Origin of the sequence: Vibrio navarrensis (assembly GCF_015767675.1) — a bacterium.
Classification (GTDB): Bacteria; Pseudomonadota; Gammaproteobacteria; order Enterobacterales; family Vibrionaceae; genus Vibrio.
In genome coordinates this window covers 864571-885967 of sequence record NZ_CP065218.1, presented here as the reverse complement: position 1 = coordinate 885967, position 21397 = coordinate 864571, and the positions used below count along the sequence as shown (strand labels likewise).

The 21397-nt window shown below is 52.0% G+C and carries 20 protein-coding genes; 5 read left to right on the top strand and 15 right to left on the bottom strand.

Annotated features, from left to right (window positions below; all coding sequences use genetic code 11):
- Nucleotides 1–12 precede the first annotated feature (12 nt).
- Nucleotides 13–2199, bottom strand: a complete 2187-nt coding sequence (locus I3X05_RS20590; RefSeq protein WP_193167405.1) for an esterase-like activity of phytase family protein — start codon at nt 2197–2199, stop codon at nt 13–15.
- A gap of 322 nt (nt 2200–2521) precedes the next feature.
- On the opposite strand from I3X05_RS20590, the gene I3X05_RS20585 reads away from it, so the two are divergent.
- Complete coding sequence (locus tag I3X05_RS20585; protein ID WP_413470305.1) at nt 2522–3220, top strand: substrate-binding periplasmic protein; 699 nt, start codon at nt 2522–2524, stop codon at nt 3218–3220.
- A gap of 80 nt (nt 3221–3300) precedes the next feature.
- On the opposite strand, the gene I3X05_RS20580 is transcribed toward I3X05_RS20585, so the two are convergent.
- The 3 genes from I3X05_RS20580 to I3X05_RS20570 form a co-directional block, all read right to left on the bottom strand.
- Nucleotides 3301–4161 carry a DNA-binding domain-containing protein gene (locus I3X05_RS20580; protein WP_193157484.1) on the bottom strand — a complete coding sequence of 287 codons (861 nt, stop codon included), beginning with the start codon at nt 4159–4161 and terminating at the stop codon, nt 3301–3303.
- On the bottom strand, nt 4158–5183 hold the full coding sequence (locus I3X05_RS20575) for a DUF692 domain-containing protein (protein ID WP_337971224.1): 1026 nt from the start codon (nt 5181–5183) through the stop codon (nt 4158–4160). The genes I3X05_RS20580 and I3X05_RS20575 overlap by 4 nt, the downstream gene beginning before the upstream one ends.
- 97 nt (nt 5184–5280) lie before the next feature.
- Nucleotides 5281–7356, bottom strand: coding sequence for a ferritin-like domain-containing protein (locus I3X05_RS20570; protein ID WP_193157485.1), 2076 nt, complete (start codon nt 7354–7356; stop codon nt 5281–5283).
- Nucleotides 7357–7586: 230 nt separating this feature from the next.
- On the opposite strand from I3X05_RS20570, the gene I3X05_RS20565 reads away from it, so the two are divergent.
- Nucleotides 7587–9284 carry an RluA family pseudouridine synthase gene (locus I3X05_RS20565; RefSeq protein WP_193157486.1) on the top strand — a complete coding sequence of 566 codons (1698 nt, stop codon included), beginning with the start codon at nt 7587–7589 and terminating at the stop codon, nt 9282–9284.
- Between the two features lie 207 nt (nt 9285–9491).
- On the opposite strand, the gene I3X05_RS20560 is transcribed toward I3X05_RS20565, so the two are convergent.
- The 10 genes from I3X05_RS20560 to I3X05_RS20515 form a co-directional block, all read right to left on the bottom strand.
- On the bottom strand, nt 9492–10832 hold the full coding sequence (locus I3X05_RS20560; protein WP_171816751.1) for an ATP-binding protein: 1341 nt from the start codon (nt 10830–10832) through the stop codon (nt 9492–9494).
- Nucleotides 10833–10890: 58 nt separating this feature from the next.
- Complete coding sequence (locus tag I3X05_RS20555) at nt 10891–11550, bottom strand: response regulator (RefSeq protein ID WP_039426815.1); 660 nt, start codon at nt 11548–11550, stop codon at nt 10891–10893.
- A 3-nt stretch (nt 11551–11553) separates the two neighbouring features.
- Nucleotides 11554–12186, bottom strand: coding sequence for a tetratricopeptide repeat protein (locus I3X05_RS20550; protein WP_193168025.1), 633 nt, complete (start codon nt 12184–12186; stop codon nt 11554–11556).
- A 26-nt stretch (nt 12187–12212) separates the two neighbouring features.
- Nucleotides 12213–13010: an SDR family oxidoreductase gene (locus tag I3X05_RS20545; RefSeq protein WP_193157488.1), complete on the bottom strand. Its 798-nt coding sequence runs from the start codon at nt 13008–13010 to the stop codon at nt 12213–12215.
- A gap of 9 nt (nt 13011–13019) precedes the next feature.
- Complete coding sequence (locus tag I3X05_RS20540) at nt 13020–13703, bottom strand: TenA family transcriptional regulator (RefSeq protein WP_193157489.1); 684 nt, start codon at nt 13701–13703, stop codon at nt 13020–13022.
- A gap of 38 nt (nt 13704–13741) precedes the next feature.
- Nucleotides 13742–15247: an AMP-binding protein gene (locus tag I3X05_RS20535; protein ID WP_052702571.1), complete on the bottom strand. Its 1506-nt coding sequence runs from the start codon at nt 15245–15247 to the stop codon at nt 13742–13744.
- Between the two features lie 9 nt (nt 15248–15256).
- Nucleotides 15257–15859, bottom strand: coding sequence for a thermostable hemolysin (locus I3X05_RS20530; RefSeq protein ID WP_045571350.1), 603 nt, complete (start codon nt 15857–15859; stop codon nt 15257–15259).
- Nucleotides 15860–15988: 129 nt separating this feature from the next.
- Nucleotides 15989–16348, bottom strand: a complete 360-nt coding sequence (locus tag I3X05_RS20525; protein ID WP_045571351.1) for a hypothetical protein — start codon at nt 16346–16348, stop codon at nt 15989–15991.
- A gap of 58 nt (nt 16349–16406) precedes the next feature.
- Nucleotides 16407–17033, bottom strand: coding sequence for a DsbA family protein (locus I3X05_RS20520; protein ID WP_045571352.1), 627 nt, complete (start codon nt 17031–17033; stop codon nt 16407–16409).
- Nucleotides 17027–17884 carry an MBL fold metallo-hydrolase gene (locus I3X05_RS20515; protein ID WP_045571353.1) on the bottom strand — a complete coding sequence of 286 codons (858 nt, stop codon included), beginning with the start codon at nt 17882–17884 and terminating at the stop codon, nt 17027–17029. Before I3X05_RS20515 ends, I3X05_RS20520 begins: the two co-directional genes overlap by 7 nt.
- A gap of 142 nt (nt 17885–18026) precedes the next feature.
- Between I3X05_RS20515 and I3X05_RS20510 the strand changes: the two genes are divergently transcribed.
- Together I3X05_RS20510 and I3X05_RS20505 are read left to right on the top strand one after the other, a co-directional pair.
- Entirely contained in the window at nt 18027–18929 is a 903-nt protein-coding gene (locus I3X05_RS20510; RefSeq protein ID WP_045571354.1) for a LysR family transcriptional regulator, read from the top strand.
- Nucleotides 18930–19016: 87 nt separating this feature from the next.
- The gene (locus I3X05_RS20505) at nt 19017–20216 is read left to right on the top strand and encodes a DEAD/DEAH box helicase (protein ID WP_045571355.1); all 1200 of its coding nucleotides are present in this window, start codon (nt 19017–19019) and stop codon (nt 20214–20216) included.
- Between the two features lie 68 nt (nt 20217–20284).
- Here I3X05_RS20505 and I3X05_RS20500 read toward each other — a convergent pair whose 3' ends face one another.
- Nucleotides 20285–20470 carry a hypothetical protein gene (locus I3X05_RS20500; RefSeq protein ID WP_039426805.1) on the bottom strand — a complete coding sequence of 62 codons (186 nt, stop codon included), beginning with the start codon at nt 20468–20470 and terminating at the stop codon, nt 20285–20287.
- Nucleotides 20471–20559: 89 nt separating this feature from the next.
- Here I3X05_RS20500 and I3X05_RS20495 point away from each other — a divergent pair, with 89 nt between their 5' ends.
- On the top strand, nt 20560–21396 hold the full coding sequence (locus I3X05_RS20495; protein WP_045571356.1) for an alpha/beta fold hydrolase: 837 nt from the start codon (nt 20560–20562) through the stop codon (nt 21394–21396).
- Nucleotide 21397 lies beyond the last annotated feature (1 nt).

The window sequence follows — 21397 nt, the reverse complement described above, 5'->3', positions numbered from 1 at the left end:
GGGGAAACAGAATTAACGATCAAGAAAATCCAGTTTGAGTTTGAAGAACAAGGTTTCGCCGCTGCTGTCATCGACGCCGTCGTTATCGGTCACCGCGTAGCCACGGCCTTGCGGGTCGATGGTGAAACCTTCAATTTTATCGACCACATACCCATTGCCTGCCTTAAGTTCTGGCAAGAAATCATACGCCAGCTCTTTTTGCACCACAGGCAAGGTTTGCCCAAGCGCGACAGGCGAAATTTGCTTAAGCGAGACTTTGTACAAGCGTTTGATTTTGGCTGATTTGCCCAGTTGATTGTCGCGCTCCAACAGGTAGAGATTGTCTTGGAATGCGGTGATCTCCGACAAACCGACCCAACCTTTTTCTGTCTGTTCAAGCGGGTAGTGCACCGCGCGCCACGTATCCGACGGAATGTGGTACGCGAGCAATTTGACCAGATCACTTGGGTCATCTTTCCACGGTCTTTGCACCGCAACCCACAAAGTATCATCGACTAACGTCACCCCTTCTGCACCAAAACGAGTTTCGTATTGCAACAACTCTTTTGGAAATTCAACCGTTTGTTGGATTTCGCCTTTGGCGTTGACATGATAAAGCGCGTGCGGCACCTCTTTGGCGGCGTTGCCTTCCGAGGCAAGCCAAAAGCCGCCTTTGCCATCGGTCGTAATACCTTCCAGATCCAGCTTTTTCGCTGCTTTTCCGTCGCGGGTGACCGTAAGAGCGCTCTTAATTACCGCAGGCGTTTTGCTTGCGTCGATAGTGAAAATCGTCGGCTGTGAAGAATAAAAGCTGTCATTCACTGCATACAATTTGCCGAGCGTTTTACCGTCGCTAGCAAGGCCAGAAAGCGCCCCCCAACCAATCGGCGCGCCGTGTTCGTCATTCTCCGAGACGATTTGCGGATAGGTCGGCTCACCTGAACTCAGCTGATAAATCATCACATGAGAACGTGCACCGCCTTCAGCAATGAGATCGGCTTCGTTGGCTGTTGCCAGCAAATTACGCTGGGGGATGGCAACCGCCGATTCTGGCGCAATGCCCGAAGGCAGCAGTTGCATCCAGCGCGGATTCGCCCGATGGTCTTGATACACGCCGACCGCCGAGCCTCGCTCCGACAAAACAAAAATGTACTGCTGACCGTTGAAAGTCGCGACTTCCAGCCCTTCCGGTTCTGCTCCTTTTTTGCCCGAGCGTTTTTCTGGATAGTGCCCGGCGCGCACGATCTGATGCTCAAATGACGCGCCGCTTTCAAACAGCACCGATCCCTGCTTACTGAAAATGGTAAAACCCCGTGCGCCGCCGTGATAGTCACCTTCATTGGCGATCACCAGACGTTCATTATCGAGCCATTTCACCGCATCCGGTTCGCGCAAAACGCCTTTCTGCTCGCCAGTAAACAGCAGCGCGCCATCTTTTTTCACATCAATCTGCTGCAAGTCCACACGACCTGCCGAGAAGTGATTGACCACTTTCGCACTGGCGGCATCAACAATCACAATGTGGTTGTTTTCCTGTAAAGTCAGCGCAATTTGATTGGCGGTATTGAATGCGACGAACTCCGGCTCAGGATCGTCGGGGGCGATCTGCGCCAATCCAGTCAACGTCACACGTCTGGCCGTGGAACAGTCGGCTTTGCCTTTTTGCGCTGCAATGATCACCAGAAAACCCGCTGGCAACTGCGGCAGTTCGCCGTCATTAAGGCTCTCATCGCGCTCGTTTTCTATCGCCACCGCGATGTAGCGACCATCTTTAGAGACGGCGACCGAGTCTGGTTGGCCGCCCAGTTCGCATTTATCGACGACTTTGCGCCCAGTCGCCGACACAATCGCCAGATATCCCGAAGGCTGGGTATAGTTTTTCGATGTGTTCACCGCCGCCAACACCCATTTATCATACGCGGCTACCGAGGTGGGTTCGCCATTCAGCGAGAGAAACCCGGCGGCTTGCGGCATATGGGGCTGCTTGATGTCGATAAAACCGATCCCGCCGAGTGGACTGTCGGAATAAATCAGTATGTTGCCATCTTCTGTGGCGGTGATGATCTCTGCCGAAGTCGGCTTTTTGCTGTCCATACCATGGGGCACATTGTCGGCCACCGGAAAACTGGCGATACGTTTGAACGAGTCGGCGGAACTGGCAAAAGAAGAACTGGCCAAGATGAGCGCCAGCGCACCCAGACGAAAATGGGAGATAAGCATTTAAAACTTCCTTATTGTTCATAGATCCGAACAAGCTAGTGACCGATTGTGACAAGGCGATGAGAAACGGGTGTTACTTGTATGACATGCTGCGCCCGTCACAAGTTGCGCCTTTGTGGATGGCCAAGGCGCGACTCTTCTCATGGATAATTGTTCGATAAATTGACAGTCGGTATCGTCTGCGCCCATCATCAAGTCATGACGCAATGACAACAAAGGAGTTCCGCTGTTGAAATCTGCCTTTTTTAAACACATTCAGTGGGGCCTATGCTTACTTGCTCTGTGCAGTTGGGGAGTCAAGGTTTACGCTACAGAAAAGCGTATCGAGAAAAGCATCGCTAGCGCAGATAACATCATCCATATCGCTTCGGGCGAATGGCCTCCTTTTATCGGCAGTGATTTAAACAATTATGGTTTCGTTGCCGAAATCATCTCAACCGCCTTCGCGGCTGAAGGGTATCAAGTTCAGTTCCACTTTCTCCCTTGGGCAAGAGCGTACGCCGAAACACAGAGGGGGCTTTACCATGCGACGGCGATTTGGATGCACAGCGCGGAGCGGGAGAACGATTTTTACTATAGCCAACCAGTGAGCCAAGAAGAGTTTGTCTTTTTCTACCCCAGTGCAAAACCTTTTGAGTGGCAATCCCTTAGCGATCTGGCCCCGTACAAACTGGGTGGTGTGATTGCATACAGCTATGGACAGCAGATGGATGCGCTGATTGAGAGTGGCGTTCTCTACATGGAACGTGATGGCTTGGCGGCTAAAAACCTAGAAAAATTAGCCAAAGGACGAGTTGAAATTGTCCCCGAAGAGAAACACATAGGCTACTATCTGATTAATAAAGAGATCCCTCATTTGAGACAACGGATAACCCACCATCCTGTGCCTTTTCTCACCAACAGCAACTACTTACTCTTCCCGAAACAGCGCCAAGATAGCCCTGCCTTGCTCAGCATTTTTAATCGCAACCTACCCACGGTAAACTCGCCAGCGGCGACCACCTCGCCTCAGTTGGATTAATGCCTTGGGACGTGCCGCGCTGCGCACGCTTTTCACCGTTGCAAACCGAAGAAGCGCCCTGCCTACGCTTTCAAACAACGTTATTCGGCAAGCGTAAGCTGATTTTCTTTTAAAGCCTGTGGCAGCCACAGGTTGAGTTTCATCAGCAGTTCGCTTTCAGCGAGTCGGTTGTGCTCAAGCAAGGTTTGCCAATCCGCTTGCATGGCTTTGCCCTTTTGTGCTCTGTGCGTCGTGGCACTTAGTACGCGCAGCACATCGGCCTGCCAAGCTTCAAGTTTGACCACTTTGACGCGAAATTGATGGCGATAGACCAGCAGAGACTCGGGCTGTGCTGCAGGCATGGCGGGCTTTTCAGCACTCTGACCTTGTTCAAGCGCCAGTGCGTGGCGATCAGCGGCGAGTACATAGTCATGCAGCGCAAAATCGTGCTCGACTAATGTACTGCTTTGAGGCAAGGCCAGCGCTGGAAAGTGAAACAGACAACCTAACTCCGGCGTGCTCTGCGGCTGCGCCCCCGCAGCGCGGAGCGCATTTGCCCGCGCCCTCTCGAATCTCGCGAGTTGCTCTGGAATCTTAAGCCCTGCTGCCCATTGTGGCTGCACGTTCTGTTCACTCGGGCGCGTTGCGGCGAGAAACTCGGCAAATCCCTCACCCAATTGATACAAACTGTAGTGACGGGAAGGCTGCTGTTGCAGATAACCTAAGCTGAATAAACGAAACAGCGGTTCGCCGAGGTAGTGCTGCAATGCCGGAAACTCCGCCGCCATGCATTCAAGCAGACGCAGCCGATAGCCGTCCTGATATATGGCCAGACGTGCTGCCGCTGACATTTGCGCCGAGCCGACAATAAACTCGCTGGCCATTTGGCTGGCTTTGGGGCCTTGTAGAATCGACTCAAGCAACCACTGCTGACGCGCGGCTAACTCATTAGATGAGCTCATTCGACCTCCTGCGCAGAGACGAACTGCTTGCGGCCAAGCGCATCGGCAATCGGCGTCGAGAGTGGTGCATTCTCGCTCTGTCTTAACGGCTCGCGTTGTGGAATTTGCCCTTGCAATACCGCTTTGGCAAGGTTCAGTTCGCCGACCAGTTCGGGAAAATCCGGAATATTGGCATCCCACTCGAGCAATGTGGAAATCGGCCTACCAGCCTGTTCGATCATTTGTTGATAGAGCTGCCACACAGCGGTTGGCACTGGCTTGTCGTGCGTGTCGATCAAATGGGTTCCGCAATCGGTCGGACCGGCTAAATGACACTGCACCACCGCATCGAGCGGAATACCCGCCAAGTAGTCATGAGCGGAGAAGCCGAGGTTTTTCGCGCTCACGTAGACGTTGTTGACGTCCAACAGCAAGCGGCAGCCACTGCGCTGAACTAACTGGGCAAGGAAATCCCACTCATGGAATTGATTCTCCTGAAAAGCAAAATAGGTGCTGGGGTTTTCTATCACCAGCGGCCGTTGCAGAAACTCTTGTACCTGCTGCACCCGCGCGCAAACATGCGTCAGGCTCTCTTCGGTAAGTGGCATCGGCAACAGATCGTGACTGTTAATCCCTTGAATCCCTGTCCAACAAAGGTGGTCGGAGACCAGCTTCGGCTCCAGTTCTTGGCACAAAAGCCGCAGTTTGCCAAGGTACTCTTTATCCAACGGATCGCTTGAGCCGATCGACATCGAAACGCCATGCAAGGCAATCGGATAGTGTTCACGCAGCTTAACGAGTAAGTGGCGCGCATAGCCATGGTGGTCGAGGTAGTTTTCGCTGATCGCTTCAAACCAATCAACGCCGCTTTGCTCTGGTAGTAGGTGTTGCTCAAGCCAAGCAAAATGGCAAGAGCGAAGCCCGACACCAAACCCCATGGAAGCGCTAAGCTCGGCATGAGAGTCCTGTGCATGAGAGTCCTCTGCATGAGAATGGGGCGGTGTCGATGCTGGGAAATTAGGCAGATCTGACTTGGAACGCATTGGCATCCTTTCAACTGAATGTGTAGTCATAACAACTCTGTCTGCCAAAGGGCAGACAGAGCGAAGTGCATTGCAAATAGGCAAGCTGTTATTTTTCTTACGTTGATGGTGGGAAGGCCAAACGCAGGTCAGAAGGTTGTGGCTTGTCCCCCGCCGTTTTTCCTTCAGCAGCCAGCGCTTTGCTGTACGCCTGCCAAGCAATGTCATACACCGCATCACCGGTGGCAAACTGCACCCCCTCACCGGAAACCTGTTCTGGATGCTGTCCAGCGCGCAATTGGTAAATGGGCATCAGGCCGCCATCGGGATAGAGCTGTGAGGCGGAGATGGGCACCGCACAGCCGCCCAAGCCACCACAAGCGTTATCGGCGGGCGGAGAGTAGAGCTCCGGCGCGCCGCAACCCGCTTGCACCGCATTCTTATTGCTCGGTGTGGCACTCAAACTGCGACAACCCGAGCCGCCACCAGAGGTTTTTTGCACAAAACCACAGCCCCCTTCCGCTTTACAGCTGTTCGAGCCGCGACAGGTGTGGAAAATCTCTTTCGACGCGCAGCTATTGCCCGTTTCATTTGGGTTTGGCTCCAGCGCCATCCCTTGGCAAGCGTGATAGAGATAATCACGCTGCGATTCAGGAATGCGCTGGTACTCTCCTAGCGACAGATCCGGTGCTTGGCCAAACACCGCCCAGCAGATGGAGACACGATCGCCAGAACCTGACATTGACGGGAACGGGAAGTCGACACCTTTGTCTGTCCAGTATTTATTGAGCACAGTGGTAATGCCTGCAATCGCACCAGCAGCCACATGACTCATCTCTTGCCAGCTGGCGTCGCCACCCGCTTTGAGGTTATTGAGCGCCGTGGAGACCGCCTGAGCAGAAGGCAACACACCCGCATATTGGTTGTGTTGGTACTCTGCGGTTTGCAGATCGTCTGGCTGCCATTTATTGGCTGGGTTGGCATGCCAATCGGCCCAGGTGGTGATTTCGCCGGATTCCAACAACCCCTTCACTTGCTGGAAACGGTCGTAGTGATCCACCACGCCACCAAAGAAGCGGGCGTGCGCTGCGCCAGACATCGGCAGTTCGTTGCCCTGTTCGTCATACTGCTTGTAATCGGCTTGAAGTGCTTGGAAGTTTGGCTGGTAGCTTGGGTCAACTGGCGCCCCCACCAAACCGGCTGGCAAGACGGTTTGCGCTTCCACTTTCATGGTTGCGCCTTCGCCTTGATCGGTAATCGCGTTCATCAACTGGAAAATCTGGCTTTTCGCTTGATTGGCCTCTTTAGCGTCCACCACCGTTTTCATGCGTGGGAACTCTGCCAGCGGGTGGCCGCTCTCTTCGGTATTGAACAAGTCGCGCTGAATCGAATCCGGATTAAACATATTGTTAAACAGGCTGCTACCGTCACTGTAAGTGACATTCAAATACGCGGCCAAACATTCATACATGGTCGCAATGGTGCCAAATTGCGGCAGCTCGGCTTCGGTAGATTGCGCGCTCCAATCTTTAAACGGCACACAGCTCTCGACGCCTTTGCCATTAGTTGCAATGTACTTATCGTGCGCAGTCGCTTTGATGCGGCTGGCGAGCACATCCGACGGCTCCTCAATCAACAAAAATAGGTTGATGCTGTTTTCATCCAAGCCACCCAGCGCAACTTTCACCGCGTTATAGGGTGCTTCTGACAAGTCGGTGAGATCCAAAATATGCGGAATGGTGGTTTTGTCCGGGCCGTAGCAGATCCAGCCATTGTTCTCATTCACCAGCAGTGGCGAGTTGAAATCGGCCGCGGCCGCTTGGCTACCTGCCACGGTCGCACTGAGCGCGTTGTGAATATTGGCCGCCATTTGCAGATGCAGCATCTCTTGGATAAAGACACTGAAAATCAAGTTACACGCTTGTTGATTGGCAGTTTGCGGGTTCGGAGTCGGCGTGATGCCCGGCCAACGACGACCAAGATAGAGCGCATTGTCTTTCCCTGTGATCGAGTGCATGCCATATATCGAGTACATGGTGGTCATGTACAACGGAATAGTAAACAGCTCGACGTTGATCGCGGCCTGAGTCAGACAACGCACGGCGTTCACATCGGCTGCTAAATGGCTGATGTCTCGGTTCGATAAGCGCGGATTTCGTTCTAACTGCAACCCGGCCAAACGCTGAAAATCCATATTTGCTTCCTTTACTTTATGTACTTTTGTTATGTGCTGCCCGATACCGCATGGGCTTATTGCTCAGATATGCATTAATGCACATAAAGTATATTCATGGATTTTTGATTGCGCCAAAAAATTGCCTAATTCATTGCAACGAGTGACAACAGCGAACCTTTGCGCCGTGCAATCCTGCGTAAAATAGGTACAATCCTCGCTCGATTTTTTTGACTTGCGCGGACTCCCTCATGCACACGCCGGACCCTTGCTTTACGCCATTCACCACCGCTATCGACGGCTACGCCCTGCCCGAGCGCTTTACCTTCCCGTTTTACTACACACCGCACCCGCTGTGTGCGTTGGCCGCTGAGCAGTTGCAACACCATTTGCTCACTCAGCAAGAGTGGCAGCACAACTTTGGCTTGTTGAACGGCGAAGTGGTCAGTGACGATGAGCACGCGATTGGCAAAATGTTTGGCGTGTTGCTGGTGCAAAACCCACAAGGTGAAATCGGTTTTTTAAGTGCCTTTTCTGGCAAAGTGGCGGAGCAAAATTTGTTGCCGGGTTTTGTCCCGCCGGTGTTTGACATGTTGACCAAAGAGAGCTTTTTCCACCGTGAGTTTGCCGAAATCACCGACATCAACCATCAAGTAAAACAGCTGTCGCAAAGCTCTGAACTGATGCAACTTCACCAGCAAATTGAGGCTGACCGCCAAGCTTACCAAGCGCAAGAACAAGCCCAGCGCCAAGCCATGATTGAAGGGCGCGCCGCACGCAAGCAACAGCGCGAACAAGCGGAAGCAACGCTCACTGGCGATGCGCTCAAAGCGGTGTTGGATGATCTCGCCAAACAAAGCGTGGCTGAGAAAAACGTCCTCAAATACCTCAAACTGGAGTGGGATGAAAAACTCGCCAATGAAGAGGCACGTTTACAAGAGCTGCTTACTCAACTCGACACGCTCAAAGAGCAGCGCAAAACCTTATCGAACGCCTTGCAACACAAATTGTTTGCTCAGTATCGCTTCCTCAATGGGCGCGGGGAGCCGAGCGATCTCAACGCGATTTTCGCGCCGACCACCAGCCCTGTACCACCAGCCGGCTCTGGCGAATGTGCCGCACCAAAACTGCTGCAATACGCTTTTACCCACGGCTTGAAGCCACTGGCAATGGCGGAATTTTGGTGGGGGGTGTCGCCGAAATCGGAAGTGCGCCAACACAAAAAGTTTTACCCCTCCTGCCACAGTAAATGCCACCCTATTTTGGGCCATATGCTGCAAGGGCTGAACATGGACCCGAACCCGCTGGAAGAAAACTGGGCAGAAGACAAAGCGCTGGAAATCGTCTATCAAGACGAAGCAATGGTCGTGGTCAACAAACCTTCTGGGCTGTTATCGGTGCCGGGCAAAACCATTACCGATTCCGCTTATACCCGTTTGCAAGCGCTATTCCCTGACGTGGAAGGGCCGTTTGTGATTCACCGCTTAGACATGGCGACATCGGGACTGTTGGTGTTTGCCCTCACCCGCCGCGCCAACAAGAGCCTGCAAAAGCAGTTTATTTCTCGTGGCGTACAAAAGCGTTATGTGGCGCTATTGGAAGGTGACGTGTCGCAAAGCCAAGGGGAAATTACCCTGCCCATGCGAGGCGACCCAGACGACAGACCGCGCCAACTGGTCTGTTTTGAACACGGAAAACCCGCGCACACTGATTGGCAGTTGATTGAAATTCGCGATGGTCGCAGCAAGCTTTACCTCTACCCAAGAACGGGACGCACTCACCAACTTCGCGTTCATTGCGCTCATCACCTTGGTTTGAACATGCCGATGGTGGGCGATGGTTTATATGGTGAGAAGGCAAACCGACTGCACTTGCACGCCGAGTCGCTTGAGCTCGACCACCCTTACCGCAAAGAGCGCATGCATTTTCAAGTGGATGCCGAGTTTTAGTTCGCACATTTCAGTGTGAGGCGCTGACATCAAAAGCGCCTCATCGAACAGCTTCCAATAAATATTCTAAGTAAAAGCCTCTTTATGCCGCTTCGCTTAATCTCAAGCTTTGATAGCAATCTTCAGCCAAAGCAATCATTTGGAAATCAACCTCTATCCCAGCCCCTTCAACAGCATTTCACTGCGGCGCTGTCTCTGCATTCGTCATCATGAGGATGAAAAACGCACACAAAAAACATTACGCTCACCTTCTCTAGCTAAAAGCTCTACGCTAGCCTCGTGACGCTGGGCAATATCACGACAAATCGACATTCCTAAGCCAGCGCCATCGCCTTTTTCCGTGTTGGCGCGATAAAAGTTGTCGAACATTTTCTCGCGCACCTCTTCTTTGATCGCTTGCCCACTGTCTGCCACCGTCACTTGCGCGCCATGGGCATCCACCGTGAGTTGCACTTCAATCTCACTCCCCGTGCCAGAATAGCGAATCGCATTGTCGATCAAGTTCTTAAACAGCACCCCCAGCAGAATCTCGTCCCCTTGCAGCCAATATTTTTCCCCCTCAAAGCTCAACTGTTGCTGCTGCTTGATGGCCAATGGCGCGAGATTGGCGATAACTTGCCGAATCAAAGCCGACAGCTCAACTTGCTGAGTTGTGAGCTCGGCTAGGCTTTCGACTTTAGCTAAAGTAAGCAGTTGGTGAATCAAACGGTCGGTACGGTCAATCCCTTTGAGGATCATGCCCAAGTCATGTTTTAACTCTTCTGGGTTTTGGCTGTGCAGGGCGTTCTCCGCATTTAAACGCAGCACCGTCAGCGGCGTTTTAAGTTCATGCGCCGCCATACGCGTAAAACGTTTTTCCCGCTGCCACGCTTGCTCAAGTTGTTCGAGCAGTTCATTTAAGGTATCCACCAAAGGGGTCAATTCGGCGGTTTGTTCACGCACATAGATGCGATCGAGTTTATGCACGCTGCGCACCGCGATGGCCGATTTTAGCTCGTGAATCGGACGGAAATTGCGATCGATGAGAACAATCATCAGCAGTACTAAACAAGGGATGAGCACCAACTGTGGCAGCGCCGTAGAGAGCGCAATTTCATTGATCGCTTCATCACGTATGTGCTGCTTTTCCGCCACTAAGACGTATTCATAGCCACGCTGACTGTGCGGTTGAGCGAGCTGAAAAATGCGCCAGAAATGTCCTTCAGTCTGTACATCACCAAAGCCTTGATGATCACGACCAAGGCTCAGCGCAGCTTGTTGCGAGTCAGAACTGAATATTAGCTCATCGTCACGATAGAATTGGAAGAGAATATTCTGTTCATAGGGGTGACCAAAAGCGGTGGCGATATCATCCCGAGCGTGAGAAAGGCGCTGAATATTCTCCATCCACTCATCAAAATGTTCACGCTGCTCTTTTCGTGCTAGATGTTCCGCCGACAGCGCAGTTGCCATCAAAAGCTGTTTCGCTGCTTGACCCAAACGCGCGTCATACACTTCTTCAACCTCATCTTGTGCGGCAGAAAAACTGAAGTAGAGAGACAAAAGGATAAGTGCGCAACTTAGCAGGACCACCGATAGGGTTAAACGGCGTTTAATCGAGAAAACTTTATGCCTTTTCAATTAGATACCCCACACCGCGGACATTCTTGATTACGTTATCCGGTAGCTTTTTGCGTAAATTGTGAATGTGCACTTCGATGGCATTGTCGCTGCTGCCTTCGTCCCAGCCGTGTAGCGCCTGCTGCAACTGCTCTTTGCTCAATACTCGCCCGGTCTGGGTCATCATGGTGGCCAAAATCTTATACTCATTGCGTGTCAGTTTCAGTGGCGTTTGCTGACAACAAATCTCTTGTTTTGAGAGAGATAACGTCAGTTCGCCGACCTGAATCTGCTCTTCCGCACTGCCACTGCTGCGGCGAATGATGAGGCGAAGGCGCGCCAACAACTCTTCTAATGCGAATGGTTTACCGATGTACTCATCCGCGCCGCCATCAAGCCCTTTGACTCGATCGCTGATGTCATCGCGTGCGGTCAGGATCATCACGGGCAAAGTGTAACCGGCGCGGCGAATTTGTCGCAGCACTTCTAGGCCATCAATGTCTGGCAAAGTGAGATCGAGGATCACGGCGGTGAACTGCTCGGTTTTCAGCGCGGTAGTGACACCACTACCGCGCTCAAGCCAGTCCACCGTGTATCCATGCCGACTGAGCGCCGCGAGCATGGATTCGCCTAATTGTGTATCGTCTTCAACCAGTAATAAGCGCATATATTATTTTAATTTCTCCAGTAAACGGGCGATTTCCCCTTGCCGCCCTTTATCGGCCAGTGGGCGATTCGCTCTGGCGGGTGCTTGCTGCGCGCGGGCGAGATACTGCTTGGCTTCGGCTTTCTTGCCTTGTTCGGCGAGAAAATCAGCATAAAAGTAGTTGGAGTCAATGCCGTTTGGGTTAATTTCAAGCCCTTTCTTCAACATCTCTTCGGCTTTGTCATCATCACCAAAACCAAGCGGCCAACCGGGCACTTTGTAATAGAGTGTGCCAAGGCTGGTGTAGGCCGAGCCGTTCAGTGTTTGCGGTGCTTGCTTAATCACCTCTTCAAACAAGGCCTTAGATTCCTTGACTAAGGATAGAGCACCTAAACCGCCGCGCACACCCGCCAATGACGATTTGTTGATCGCAAGCCAGACTTTTAGCTCCGCGTTGTCGGGGGCGATGTTCACTTCGACGGTATTTTGTGCAATCACATTTTCAAAACAGCGTTCTTGCTCATCGCTGTCGATCACTTGGTACTGGCAATGAGCCCAATCTGCTTGGATTTTTTCCAGCGGGGTGATCGCATATGCAGGTATCGAAGCGGTCAGCGAGGCCGCCGCCAAAGCCAAAAGAGAAATTTGAGTGTTCATGACATCCTCTCCCTGAGAAATAAAGATTAACGATTAAGAAATGAAAGAATCACCGATTGCTGCTTGCGAATCGCGCCCGAGACCAAAAACGGCAAGATCTGGTTGATGCGCACAAACAGACGCTCCGGCCAACCTATCCAACGCATATTGTGTTCGCGCTCTAAGGTTGTCAGCACGTGCTGCGCCACCACTTCCGGCTCATCACTATGGTTGCCAAGCGCCTGATTCAGCTGCTTAACCGCCTCGCTATTGAGCTCGGTGTTGGTGGCACGCGGGGCCAAGTAAAGCACCTTGATGCCCGTGCCTTCCAACTCTCGGTTCATCGCTTCACTAAAGCGTAATAAACCTGATTTTGCAGCGCAGTAGGTGGCGTAACCGGGGTAACCTATCGAGCCAAAAGTCGAACCGATATTGAGAATGATCCCCGGTTTGTTCAGCCAAGTTAGCGCCGATTGGGTTAAGTGGATCGGCGTGAGCAGGTTTAGCGCAATCTCACTCTCTATCGATTCGGCACTGCGTTTCGCCAATAGACGAAACTGATTGCAGCCCGCATTGTTGATGAGCACGTCAATCCGCTCGTCTTGCTGGATACATTGCAGCGCGGCGCGGCGGATCTGTGCAATCCCTTGCGCGCTAGTCAAATCGGCACAGATCAGCTTGTGCTTTTCAGCATTGACCAACGACTGACGCAGCGCGTTTAGCTTGTCGCCATCACGCCCAACTAAGGTCAGGCGCGCCCCTTTTTCAGCTAATAGCTTGGCGATGCTACGCCCAATGCCGCCAGAAGCGCCGGTGAGCAGAATATGGCTGTCTTCAATTTTCATACAGCGCTCCTAAGCCACTTTGCCAAGTGGGCTTGGGTAGAGTTCACACAGCATTTGCCCATAGAGGTGAAACACCATTTTGGCCGATTCAATGATCGCCTGCTGATCGCTTGACTCGGTGATCTTATCCATCAAGGCAGCAAAAAAACGGATGTGCTGCTGATCCAGTTCACTGTGTGAGGTGAGATAGGTCATCGCCTCGGCAGGCAAATTAAGCTGTGTTTTTACCAAACGGGCAATGTTGCCACCGACACCCACACTAGTGCCTTCCAACACCCACACCATGCCGAACAGAGCGAGTGGATTGTGACGGTCAATTTGGTGGTAGAGATAAGCCACCATCAGCTCAATCGGCGTACCCACTCGGCCTTGCGCACGGTTAGCACGCACCGCATCGGCGTCGCCACCACTGGCGTGGATATCATTTAAAATCCACTCTTGATGGCCTTTTTCTTCGTCGATGTATTCGGCGATGGCATCGCGGACCCACTCATAATCGTCGCTCAGACGCGCACCACAGGCCATAAGAAGCGGCACTGTGTGTTTAACGTGATGATAAGCCTGAGTCAGAAAACGTTGGTACATCTCAAGCGAGATATCGCCATTGGCACAGGCCGCAAACACCGGCGCTTGCAGCATACTCTGCTGAGCACTGCATGTTTCATTTTGTAGTGTTTGGAAAAAATAAGTCATGGTCTATCTCCTTGAAATAATTCGCCTGATTTAAAGCGTTACGCTGGCAGCGCATCTTGTGGCCAGCGAATCAGCGCCGCGTCTGACTGCGCTCTGGTGGCGGCGGTTTGTTGTTCAATCAACGCACGTTTTGGTCTGCCGTTGGCGGTCAGCCAGTCACACCACTGGGCACTGCTCTTAACCACCAGCAACTGCGCAATACGCGCGTAGTCGGGCATAGTGCGATTTAACGCCTCGACGCGTTGGGCAATGTCGTCAAAATGGGGGCTCACCACCGCCGTCAGATAGGCTTGCCCATCGCCGACGACCACAAACTGACCTCCAGGGACAAATACTTGGGCTTGCGACTCGATCCACTCGGGGGAGATATTGCGACCAAAACTGCTGATGATGAGATTCTTTTTACGGCCAGAGATGGTGAGAAATCCTTCGTCATCGATGGTAGCGATGTCGCCCGTTGCCAGCCACACATCCTCAAACGGCTCACCAAGATAGCCCAGCGCGCTATTGCCTTTGACCCACAGCTCGCCATCGTCGGCGATTTTAACCTGCAAGTGGCTGAGCACTTTGCCGCAACTGCCCGGTTTGTTGTGCGTCGCGGTGTTCATGCTCACCACAGAGCCGCACTCCGACAACCCGTAACCTTCAAAAGCAGGAATGCCGAGCTCGCGAGCTTTGTCAATCAGCTCTGGAGCAACCCGTGCGCCGCCGACCGCCACCCATTGCAGTGAGCTCGCCAGTGATGGCGCTTGCTGCACCACGGCGATCAGCGCCATCAGTAGCGCAGGGGTCAGCACCAAGCTCGAGGGCTGTAAGCGACCAAGTGCAGCAGCGAAAGCGTGGGGAGAAAATTGACTTGAGCCGTTTAGCCCTACTTCACGTCCGGCATAAATCAATGAGGTGACACCGAGTAAAATCGGCACGTAAACACCGGTTATGTTTTCCAGCAAGGTGGACAGCGGCAGCACGACCAAATGCTGACGAAACTCGCTGCCAAGCTCGGCGGCAATCGCTTCACTGACCCGCACCAAGTTGTCATCACTTAAACAAACCCCTTTCGGCGTTCCGGTTGACCCAGAGGTAAAGGTGATTTTGCGTGTGTTCCTAAGCAAGTTGGCCGAATGCGCGCTACTGAGCGAGAAAATCGGCAGATTACTTAGCTCACCCGCCGATTGCAGTTGGCCAAGCGCGTCTATTCGTTGATCAGCGCCAAAAAACCATTCGCCTATCAGCAAATCTGGGCAAGATTGGGATAGGAGATGCGCCACCTGCTCAGCGGAAAAAAACATCGGTACGGGCACAATTACCACATCGGCCAACATCGCCGCGAGATCCACCACCACCCAATCGAGGCTGTTTTCTGCCCTGAGCGCAATGCGCTGCACATCCAGGGCGATAAACTGTTCAGCGATTTCCACCACCGATTGCCACAGGGCAAAATAGCTCAGCGAGATGGCTTGCCCTTTGGCGTTGTGACCAATAAAAGCAAGCTGCTCGGGGCGAGTGAGGGCGCGCTGTTCAAGCGCGATCAAAATCGTGTTCATCTTCCCCTCCTATGCCTGTTTTTGCTGCAGCGCCAATTGCTTTAAATGGGCCAGACCCAAGCGCAAATTACCAGCGAGAATACGTGGCGAGTGCTGATAGTAACTGCCATAGATCTGGGTCGCGTTGGGGATGCGCTTGGCATCGGCACTGGCGATCATGGTCGGCTCTAAACCAAAGCGTTTCATCAAGGCATGCAGCGGATCGGTGGCGGTAAAGATGCACCATTCAAAGCCAAGACCAACCAGCTTTTCGGCGATCAGGGTAAAGTGCAATCCCGATAAGCCTCGGCTAAAAGAGGCCAGTTGACCGAACTCAATCAGTGAGTCTCGGGTGACGTCGCAAGCGAAACGGCGTGAGAGGATCTGGTTCGCAGGCTCGTCGAGATACTGTTCCAAAAACAGCGGCTCATCCTTCGCCACTCGATAGCCGCACACCGATTTCATCTCACCGTTGTCGAGCAAGGCCAAAAAACTGGGCATAAAGTGATGTAAGTGAGCATCGAAGGCTTGTTGGTAACGCTCTTGAACCAAGTGTGTCGCCTCAGACCAGCGCGCATGCTTCTGGTCAATCACTTCAAGCTGAATCGATGATGGCTGGTATCTGCTGTACATAAGCGTTCCCCTTTTGCTCAATCTGTCAGCAAAATTAGCTTGGGTAACTTAAGAAACGCTTAATCCAATAGGAGGAGCACCATTTAAATGGCAATGAGGGAAATGTCGGGAGAGCTTGTCTCCCTAAGGTTACTCTCTGGGTTCACAATGCAGGCGGTGAAACAGGCGATGAATAGCCGGAGCAAATAAGGTGGCTAAAGCGGCAAAAAATACCCCTTCAATGAACAGGCTGTAAAGCGCCAAGAAGAGGTGCGTGGCCGTGGATTCCAGCAAATCAGCCACCGGATAAGGCAGTTCCAAACCACTGACCATGGACAAAGCGTTGAGCAGCGCTTGCTCGACAGATAGGCCAGTGATCCAGACGAAGCCACCGATGCCCGGCATAAGGCCGATGAGCAGTACCAACAGCGCAATCAAAGCATAACGAACGCAGCGCCAAACAAAACGTTCAAAAGAAATCACGTCCTGATGGACCGATTCAAAACGCATGGAAGTTACCCTCTAAGCAATATGAAGTGCCTGAGGATAACCTGTTGCGCTTGAATTGTCAGTGATTAACCACTTGTTGCCAAAAGGATTTCCAACGCTGACTTTGCCCGTAAAAATCGCTTGGGCGCACGCTGCGCATTTGGCCTTGCTGTTCAACCAATAAGGAAGGAAAACCGCCCTGACCATACTGTTCCATTAGGCGGCGGGTGTTAGCGACTTGGCTATCCACCTTACTGCTCGCCGCTTGCATCGCCTGTTGCCACGCGTCTTGATCTGCGCCTAACTGCAGCGCAAGCTCGCTCAACGTCTCTTCACTGGCGACCAGTTTGCCATCAATGTAGTGCGCTTTTTGAATCGCTTTAAGCATCTCAAAAGCGGCAATCCCCACTTGCTCAGCAGCGATGATCGCTTGCGCAGTTTGGTAAGAGTCGAGAATCAGCGGCGCGCCACTCGATACACGCTCTAAGTACGCCTCGCCAAACGGTTGCCCCGTTTGCGCTGTGATACGCTGATCGGCCTGCAAAATGTGCTGACGAAAATTGACGCTGATCGGCGCACGCTGCATCATACCGCCGGGGTGCAGAAGCAGTTCAATCTCAGGGTGGTATGCCAGCTCAGCCATCAATGAGGTGGCGCCGAAGCACCACCCACACATTGGGTCAAAAATATAGTGAACTTTTACCATTTCATCTCTCCTGTGTGCACTTTCGCACCAATCTCCAGCGCCATTGGCAAACCTGCATCTGGGTAGCTCGCCAGCATGGTTTGGATAAGCGCAGCACTGTCTTTGCTGTTACTTTTCGCGTGGTCAAACGCAGTTAAATAGCTTTGTGAAAAACGAATCGCGCTGCTGTCGGTCGCCGTGTTGGCCGTCATGTGACCCGGGATCACCACTTGTGGTTTCAACTCTGCCATCTGCTGCAACTGCTCAGCCCAAGCGTGACGCTCTTGATTCGACTGCGCGTCTGCCATCCACAGGTGTACATTGCCATACACCGCAACGTTACCAAGAATCGCGCGATTCGCCGGGATCCACAGATAAGGACGGTGCGCCAACTCTCCTTCGCTGTCGCGAATTTCAATCGTTTCGCCGTCTAAGCTCAATGTTTTGCCTTGATAAGCGGTTGGCAATAGCGGATTCACTGGCGCATTCGCGCCCATTTTTGGCCCCCAGAAGGCCAGTTTTCCTTGCAGTTTTTCGGCAATTTTTGCTCGCACAGCGGGAGTGGCGACCACTTCCGCTTGTGGGAAGAGCTGCTTAAGCACCTCGGCACCAAAGTAGTAGTCCGGGTCCGCTTGGCTGATAAAAATGGTTTTCAGCGTTTTGCCAGAGTCCAGCACCTTAGCCGCAATGCGCAGCGCATCGGCTTTGGTGAAACCCGTGTCAACCACCATGGCTTCGGTGTCGCCATAAACCAGTGTTGAGTTAACGTGGAAGCTGTTACCGTCGGCGTTGTACACCTCTAAGGTGAGCGGTTTTGCCATAACGCCTGCAGACATCAGTAAAGTTGCGGTTAAAGTCATAACTGTTTTCATATTCTCTATTCCCGTATTGGTTGGCTCAATCTTGTTTCACTCACTTGGCGGTGAGCTAAGTGGATGAGCGCAGTTTACGGGCTGTACTTGTTCAGATATATAGCCAATAATTAACATCATTATTTCGTAATAAGAGCAAATCATGGATAGACTGACTGCTGCACGCGTCCTGCTGGACGTCGCCGTGACGCAAAGTTTTACCGCCAGCGCTGAACGGTTGGATATGTCGCGACCTATGGTGACACGCCACGTCGATCTGGTTGAAGAGTGGTTAAGTGTGCGTCTTTTGCACCGCACGACCCGTAAAGTGGCCCTGACCTCAGCGGGAGAGCAGTGCCTGCCTTTATTGCAAGCGTGGGTCGAGCAAGCGGCGGCGCTGCAGGATGAACTCAGTAACGATGGCGCGCTCGGCGGACGCATTCGCATCGCCACCAGTATGTCGTTTGGCTTTGCGCAGTTGATCCCCGCAGTGAAAGAGTTTATGGCGCAACATCCGATGGTTGAAATTGATATCGATGTGCAAGACCGTGCCAGCGACTTGATTGCCGAGCGGATCGATTTGGCGATCCGCATCGCGGCCAATCCCGATCCGTCGCTGATTGGCCGCCCTATCGCCCGCTGCGATTCCATTTTAGTCGCCTCACCCGACTATTTGGCCAGTAGTCGCCCGATTCAACATCCGACCGATTTGGCTCATCATCGCTGTCTTGGCTACAAGAACTTCGAGCGCCATATCTGGCATCTTAGTCAAGGTGACCATCATCAGTCGGTGGAGGTCTCCTGCGCGCTCACGGCGAACGAGGCAACCACACTGCTGAGCGCAGCGCGCCACGGTATGGGGATTGCGATGCAGCCAACCTATCTGGCGCAAAGTGCCGTGGAAAAAGGCGAGCTTGAGGTGATACTCCCCTCGTGGCAGCCTAAGGTGATGGAGATCTACGCGCTGTATCCTTCGCGCAAGCACCTTTCGCCTGCGGTGCGGGGCTTAATCGATCATCTGCTGCGCTATTTTGCTCAAACAAAATGGCAGGATATCCGTCTGTAGTTTTACCAAGGCTATGATAGAATGCCGCGCTTTGCGTCCCGCCAGTAGAAGTGACGCGATTTTGATACCCATTAAGTGAGGATTCGCATGTCATTTACTCAACTCGGCCTATGCCAGCCACTGGCACAAGCGGTCAGCGCGCTCGGTTACGAGAAGCCGACCCATATCCAGAGCCAAGCTATTCCAGTGATTTTGCAAGGACGAGATGTCATTGCCGCAGCGCAAACGGGCACGGGGAAAACCGCCAGTTTTGTATTGCCGATTTTGCACAAACTGCACGGCGCGCAAACGCAAAAGAAAAAACGCATCCGCGCGCTGATTTTAGTGCCTACCCGTGAGCTCGCCATTCAGGTCGATGACAAAATTCAGCAGTACGGTCAACAATTGGCGTTACGCTCACTGGCTATCTATGGCGGTGTGGATGAAAAAGCGCAGAAACAAGCGCTGATTGATGGCGTAGATATTCTGGTGGCCACACCCGGACGATTGCTCGATCTCTACGGCCAACGCGCGGTTTACTTTGAAGAAGTGGAGATTTTAGTTCTCGATGAAGCGGACCGCATGCTGGATATGGGCTTTATCGACGACATCAACAAGATCCTCGATCGTTTGCCGGAGGCGATGCAGCATCTGCTGTTTTCCGCCACTTTGTCGAACAAAGTGCGCGATCTGGCGAAAAGCGTGATCCACAACCCGTTTGAGATCAGCATCGCGGCGAAGCAGGCCTCCAAAGCCAACATTGAGCAGTGGATTATTAGCGTCGACAAAGATCAAAAATCGGCACTTTTGAGCCATCTAATCCAGCAAAATCAGTGGGATCAAACACTGATTTTCATTGAAACCAAGCATGGGGCGGCCAAGTTGGTTTCTCAGCTAGAAAAACGCGGCATTCACGCAGAAGCGTTCCACAGTGGCCGCAGCCAAGCAAGTCGCGCTCAACTGCTTGAAGATTTCAAAGCAGGTAAAATCAAATACTTGGTGGCAACCGGTGTCGCGGCACGCGGGATTGACATTGAAGCGCTACCGCGAGTGGTCAACTACGATCTGCCGTTCCCGGCCGACGAATACGTGCATCGCATTGGACGAACCGGGCGCGCCAACGCACAAGGTGAAGCGATCTCCTTCGTTTCTAAAGATAACTTCAAGAATCTATGCATGATTGAAAGCCGCTTAGGCCATCTCCTTGAGCGCCGCGAAATAGACGGTTTTACGCCGAAAAAGCCGGTGCCGATTTCAATCTTAAATTATGTGCCTAAACACAAACGCCCACCCAATGACAACAAATAACAAAAATGCCAGCAATTGCTGGCATTTTTATTATTCAAATCCCACTAAGGATATTTATTATTAATAAATCAATCATAAACACCATCAAAGGAGAGCAATTTTATTTCCAGTTTGGCACCGAAATATTGCAAACTGATCAACGGCTCTTCTTCTTCACTAATTTTTTTTCCCAATGTTTCTAGCACTTCAGCCATAAAATCTTTAACTGACTGATCTGCCTGAGAAAGGTATTGCTCCAGATCTTCATTTTTCATTAATGCACCTAACCCTAACTTTAACGTTAATTCTTATATATTTTTCAATCATTTATATTGTGTTCTTCTTTAACCCAAAGGAGAACAACATGGAAATCCAAAAAATCGTATTAAACGGCCGCCAATACCGCTACCGCGCTTATCCGAGCAAACATTCCGACCAATTTGCGATCTTTTTACTTGGCGCTCTGCAAGATATCGAAAGCGTGCATGCCTTTTCGACCCGCTTCGCCACGCAACTGAATTGCATTACCATTGAAGTGCCCGGCACAGGTCGCACCACGCCGTTGGACTCAACCATCAGTATTCGCGATCAAGCACAAATGCTCAAAGATCTCATTCACTATTTAGGCATAAACAAGGCCCACGTGATGGGATTCTCTTACGCCACGGCGGTTGCCGTGGAGCTGTGCGACCTTTGGCCAAACGTGCTCAGCCTCTCTATTTGTGGTGGCGTTCCCGGTATTCCCTCTTCTGGCCGTTTCGCCACCAAGAAAATGATTGCGGCCGCCATGGAAAGCCCACTGGCATTCGCCAAAAGTTTTACCCATTCCTTGACGATCACGCATCCAGAGATTCCTAGAAACAGCGCCATCATTCGTGCAACAGAGCGAGAAGTCAGCAAAATGGAGCAAGAACGTATTGATGTATTCTTTGAGAATTCGGTTCGTCTATTAGTTCATACGCCAGCAAATATTGAAAATATCAATATCCCCTGCACCATTTGTGTCGGTGAATTTGACCCTTATGTCACCAAAGAAGTGGCGCAAGAATTTTCAGCCAAACTCAATCGAAGTCACTTTATTGTGATCAAAAATGCGGACCATTTAGTCCATTTACAACATCCAGACAAAGTGGCGGATATATTAATCGCCCAAGCCGCTTCATCGGTTGCGCTGCAGAAAACATTCGCCAGCCTAACGTAAA

Coding starts and splice junctions, on each gene's coding strand:
- I3X05_RS20590 (WP_193167405.1), bottom strand. CDS start 2,199: ATGCTTATCTCCCATTTTCGTCTGGGTGCGCTGGCGCTCATCTTGGCC.
- I3X05_RS20580 (WP_193157484.1), bottom strand. CDS start 4,161: ATGAGCTCATCTAATGAGTTAGCCGCGCGTCAGCAGTGGTTGCTTGAG.
- I3X05_RS20575 (WP_337971224.1), bottom strand. CDS start 5,183: ATGCGTTCCAAGTCAGATCTGCCTAATTTCCCAGCATCGACACCGCCC.
- I3X05_RS20570 (WP_193157485.1), bottom strand. CDS start 7,356: ATGGATTTTCAGCGTTTGGCCGGGTTGCAGTTAGAACGAAATCCGCGC.
- I3X05_RS20565 (WP_193157486.1), top strand. CDS start 7,587: ATGCACACGCCGGACCCTTGCTTTACGCCATTCACCACCGCTATCGAC.
- I3X05_RS20555 (WP_039426815.1), bottom strand. CDS start 11,550: ATGCGCTTATTACTGGTTGAAGACGATACACAATTAGGCGAATCCATG.
- I3X05_RS20550 (WP_193168025.1), bottom strand. CDS start 12,186: ATGAACACTCAAATTTCTCTTTTGGCTTTGGCGGCGGCCTCGCTGACC.
- I3X05_RS20545 (WP_193157488.1), bottom strand. CDS start 13,010: ATGAAAATTGAAGACAGCCATATTCTGCTCACCGGCGCTTCTGGCGGC.
- I3X05_RS20540 (WP_193157489.1), bottom strand. CDS start 13,703: ATGACTTATTTTTTCCAAACACTACAAAATGAAACATGCAGTGCTCAG.
- I3X05_RS20535 (WP_052702571.1), bottom strand. CDS start 15,247: ATGAACACGATTTTGATCGCGCTTGAACAGCGCGCCCTCACTCGCCCC.
- I3X05_RS20530 (WP_045571350.1), bottom strand. CDS start 15,859: ATGTACAGCAGATACCAGCCATCATCGATTCAGCTTGAAGTGATTGAC.
- I3X05_RS20525 (WP_045571351.1), bottom strand. CDS start 16,348: ATGCGTTTTGAATCGGTCCATCAGGACGTGATTTCTTTTGAACGTTTT.
- I3X05_RS20520 (WP_045571352.1), bottom strand. CDS start 17,033: ATGGTAAAAGTTCACTATATTTTTGACCCAATGTGTGGGTGGTGCTTC.
- I3X05_RS20515 (WP_045571353.1), bottom strand. CDS start 17,884: ATGAAAACAGTTATGACTTTAACCGCAACTTTACTGATGTCTGCAGGC.
- I3X05_RS20510 (WP_045571354.1), top strand. CDS start 18,027: ATGGATAGACTGACTGCTGCACGCGTCCTGCTGGACGTCGCCGTGACG.
- I3X05_RS20505 (WP_045571355.1), top strand. CDS start 19,017: ATGTCATTTACTCAACTCGGCCTATGCCAGCCACTGGCACAAGCGGTC.
- I3X05_RS20500 (WP_039426805.1), bottom strand. CDS start 20,470: ATGAAAAATGAAGATCTGGAGCAATACCTTTCTCAGGCAGATCAGTCA.
- I3X05_RS20495 (WP_045571356.1), top strand. CDS start 20,560: ATGGAAATCCAAAAAATCGTATTAAACGGCCGCCAATACCGCTACCGC.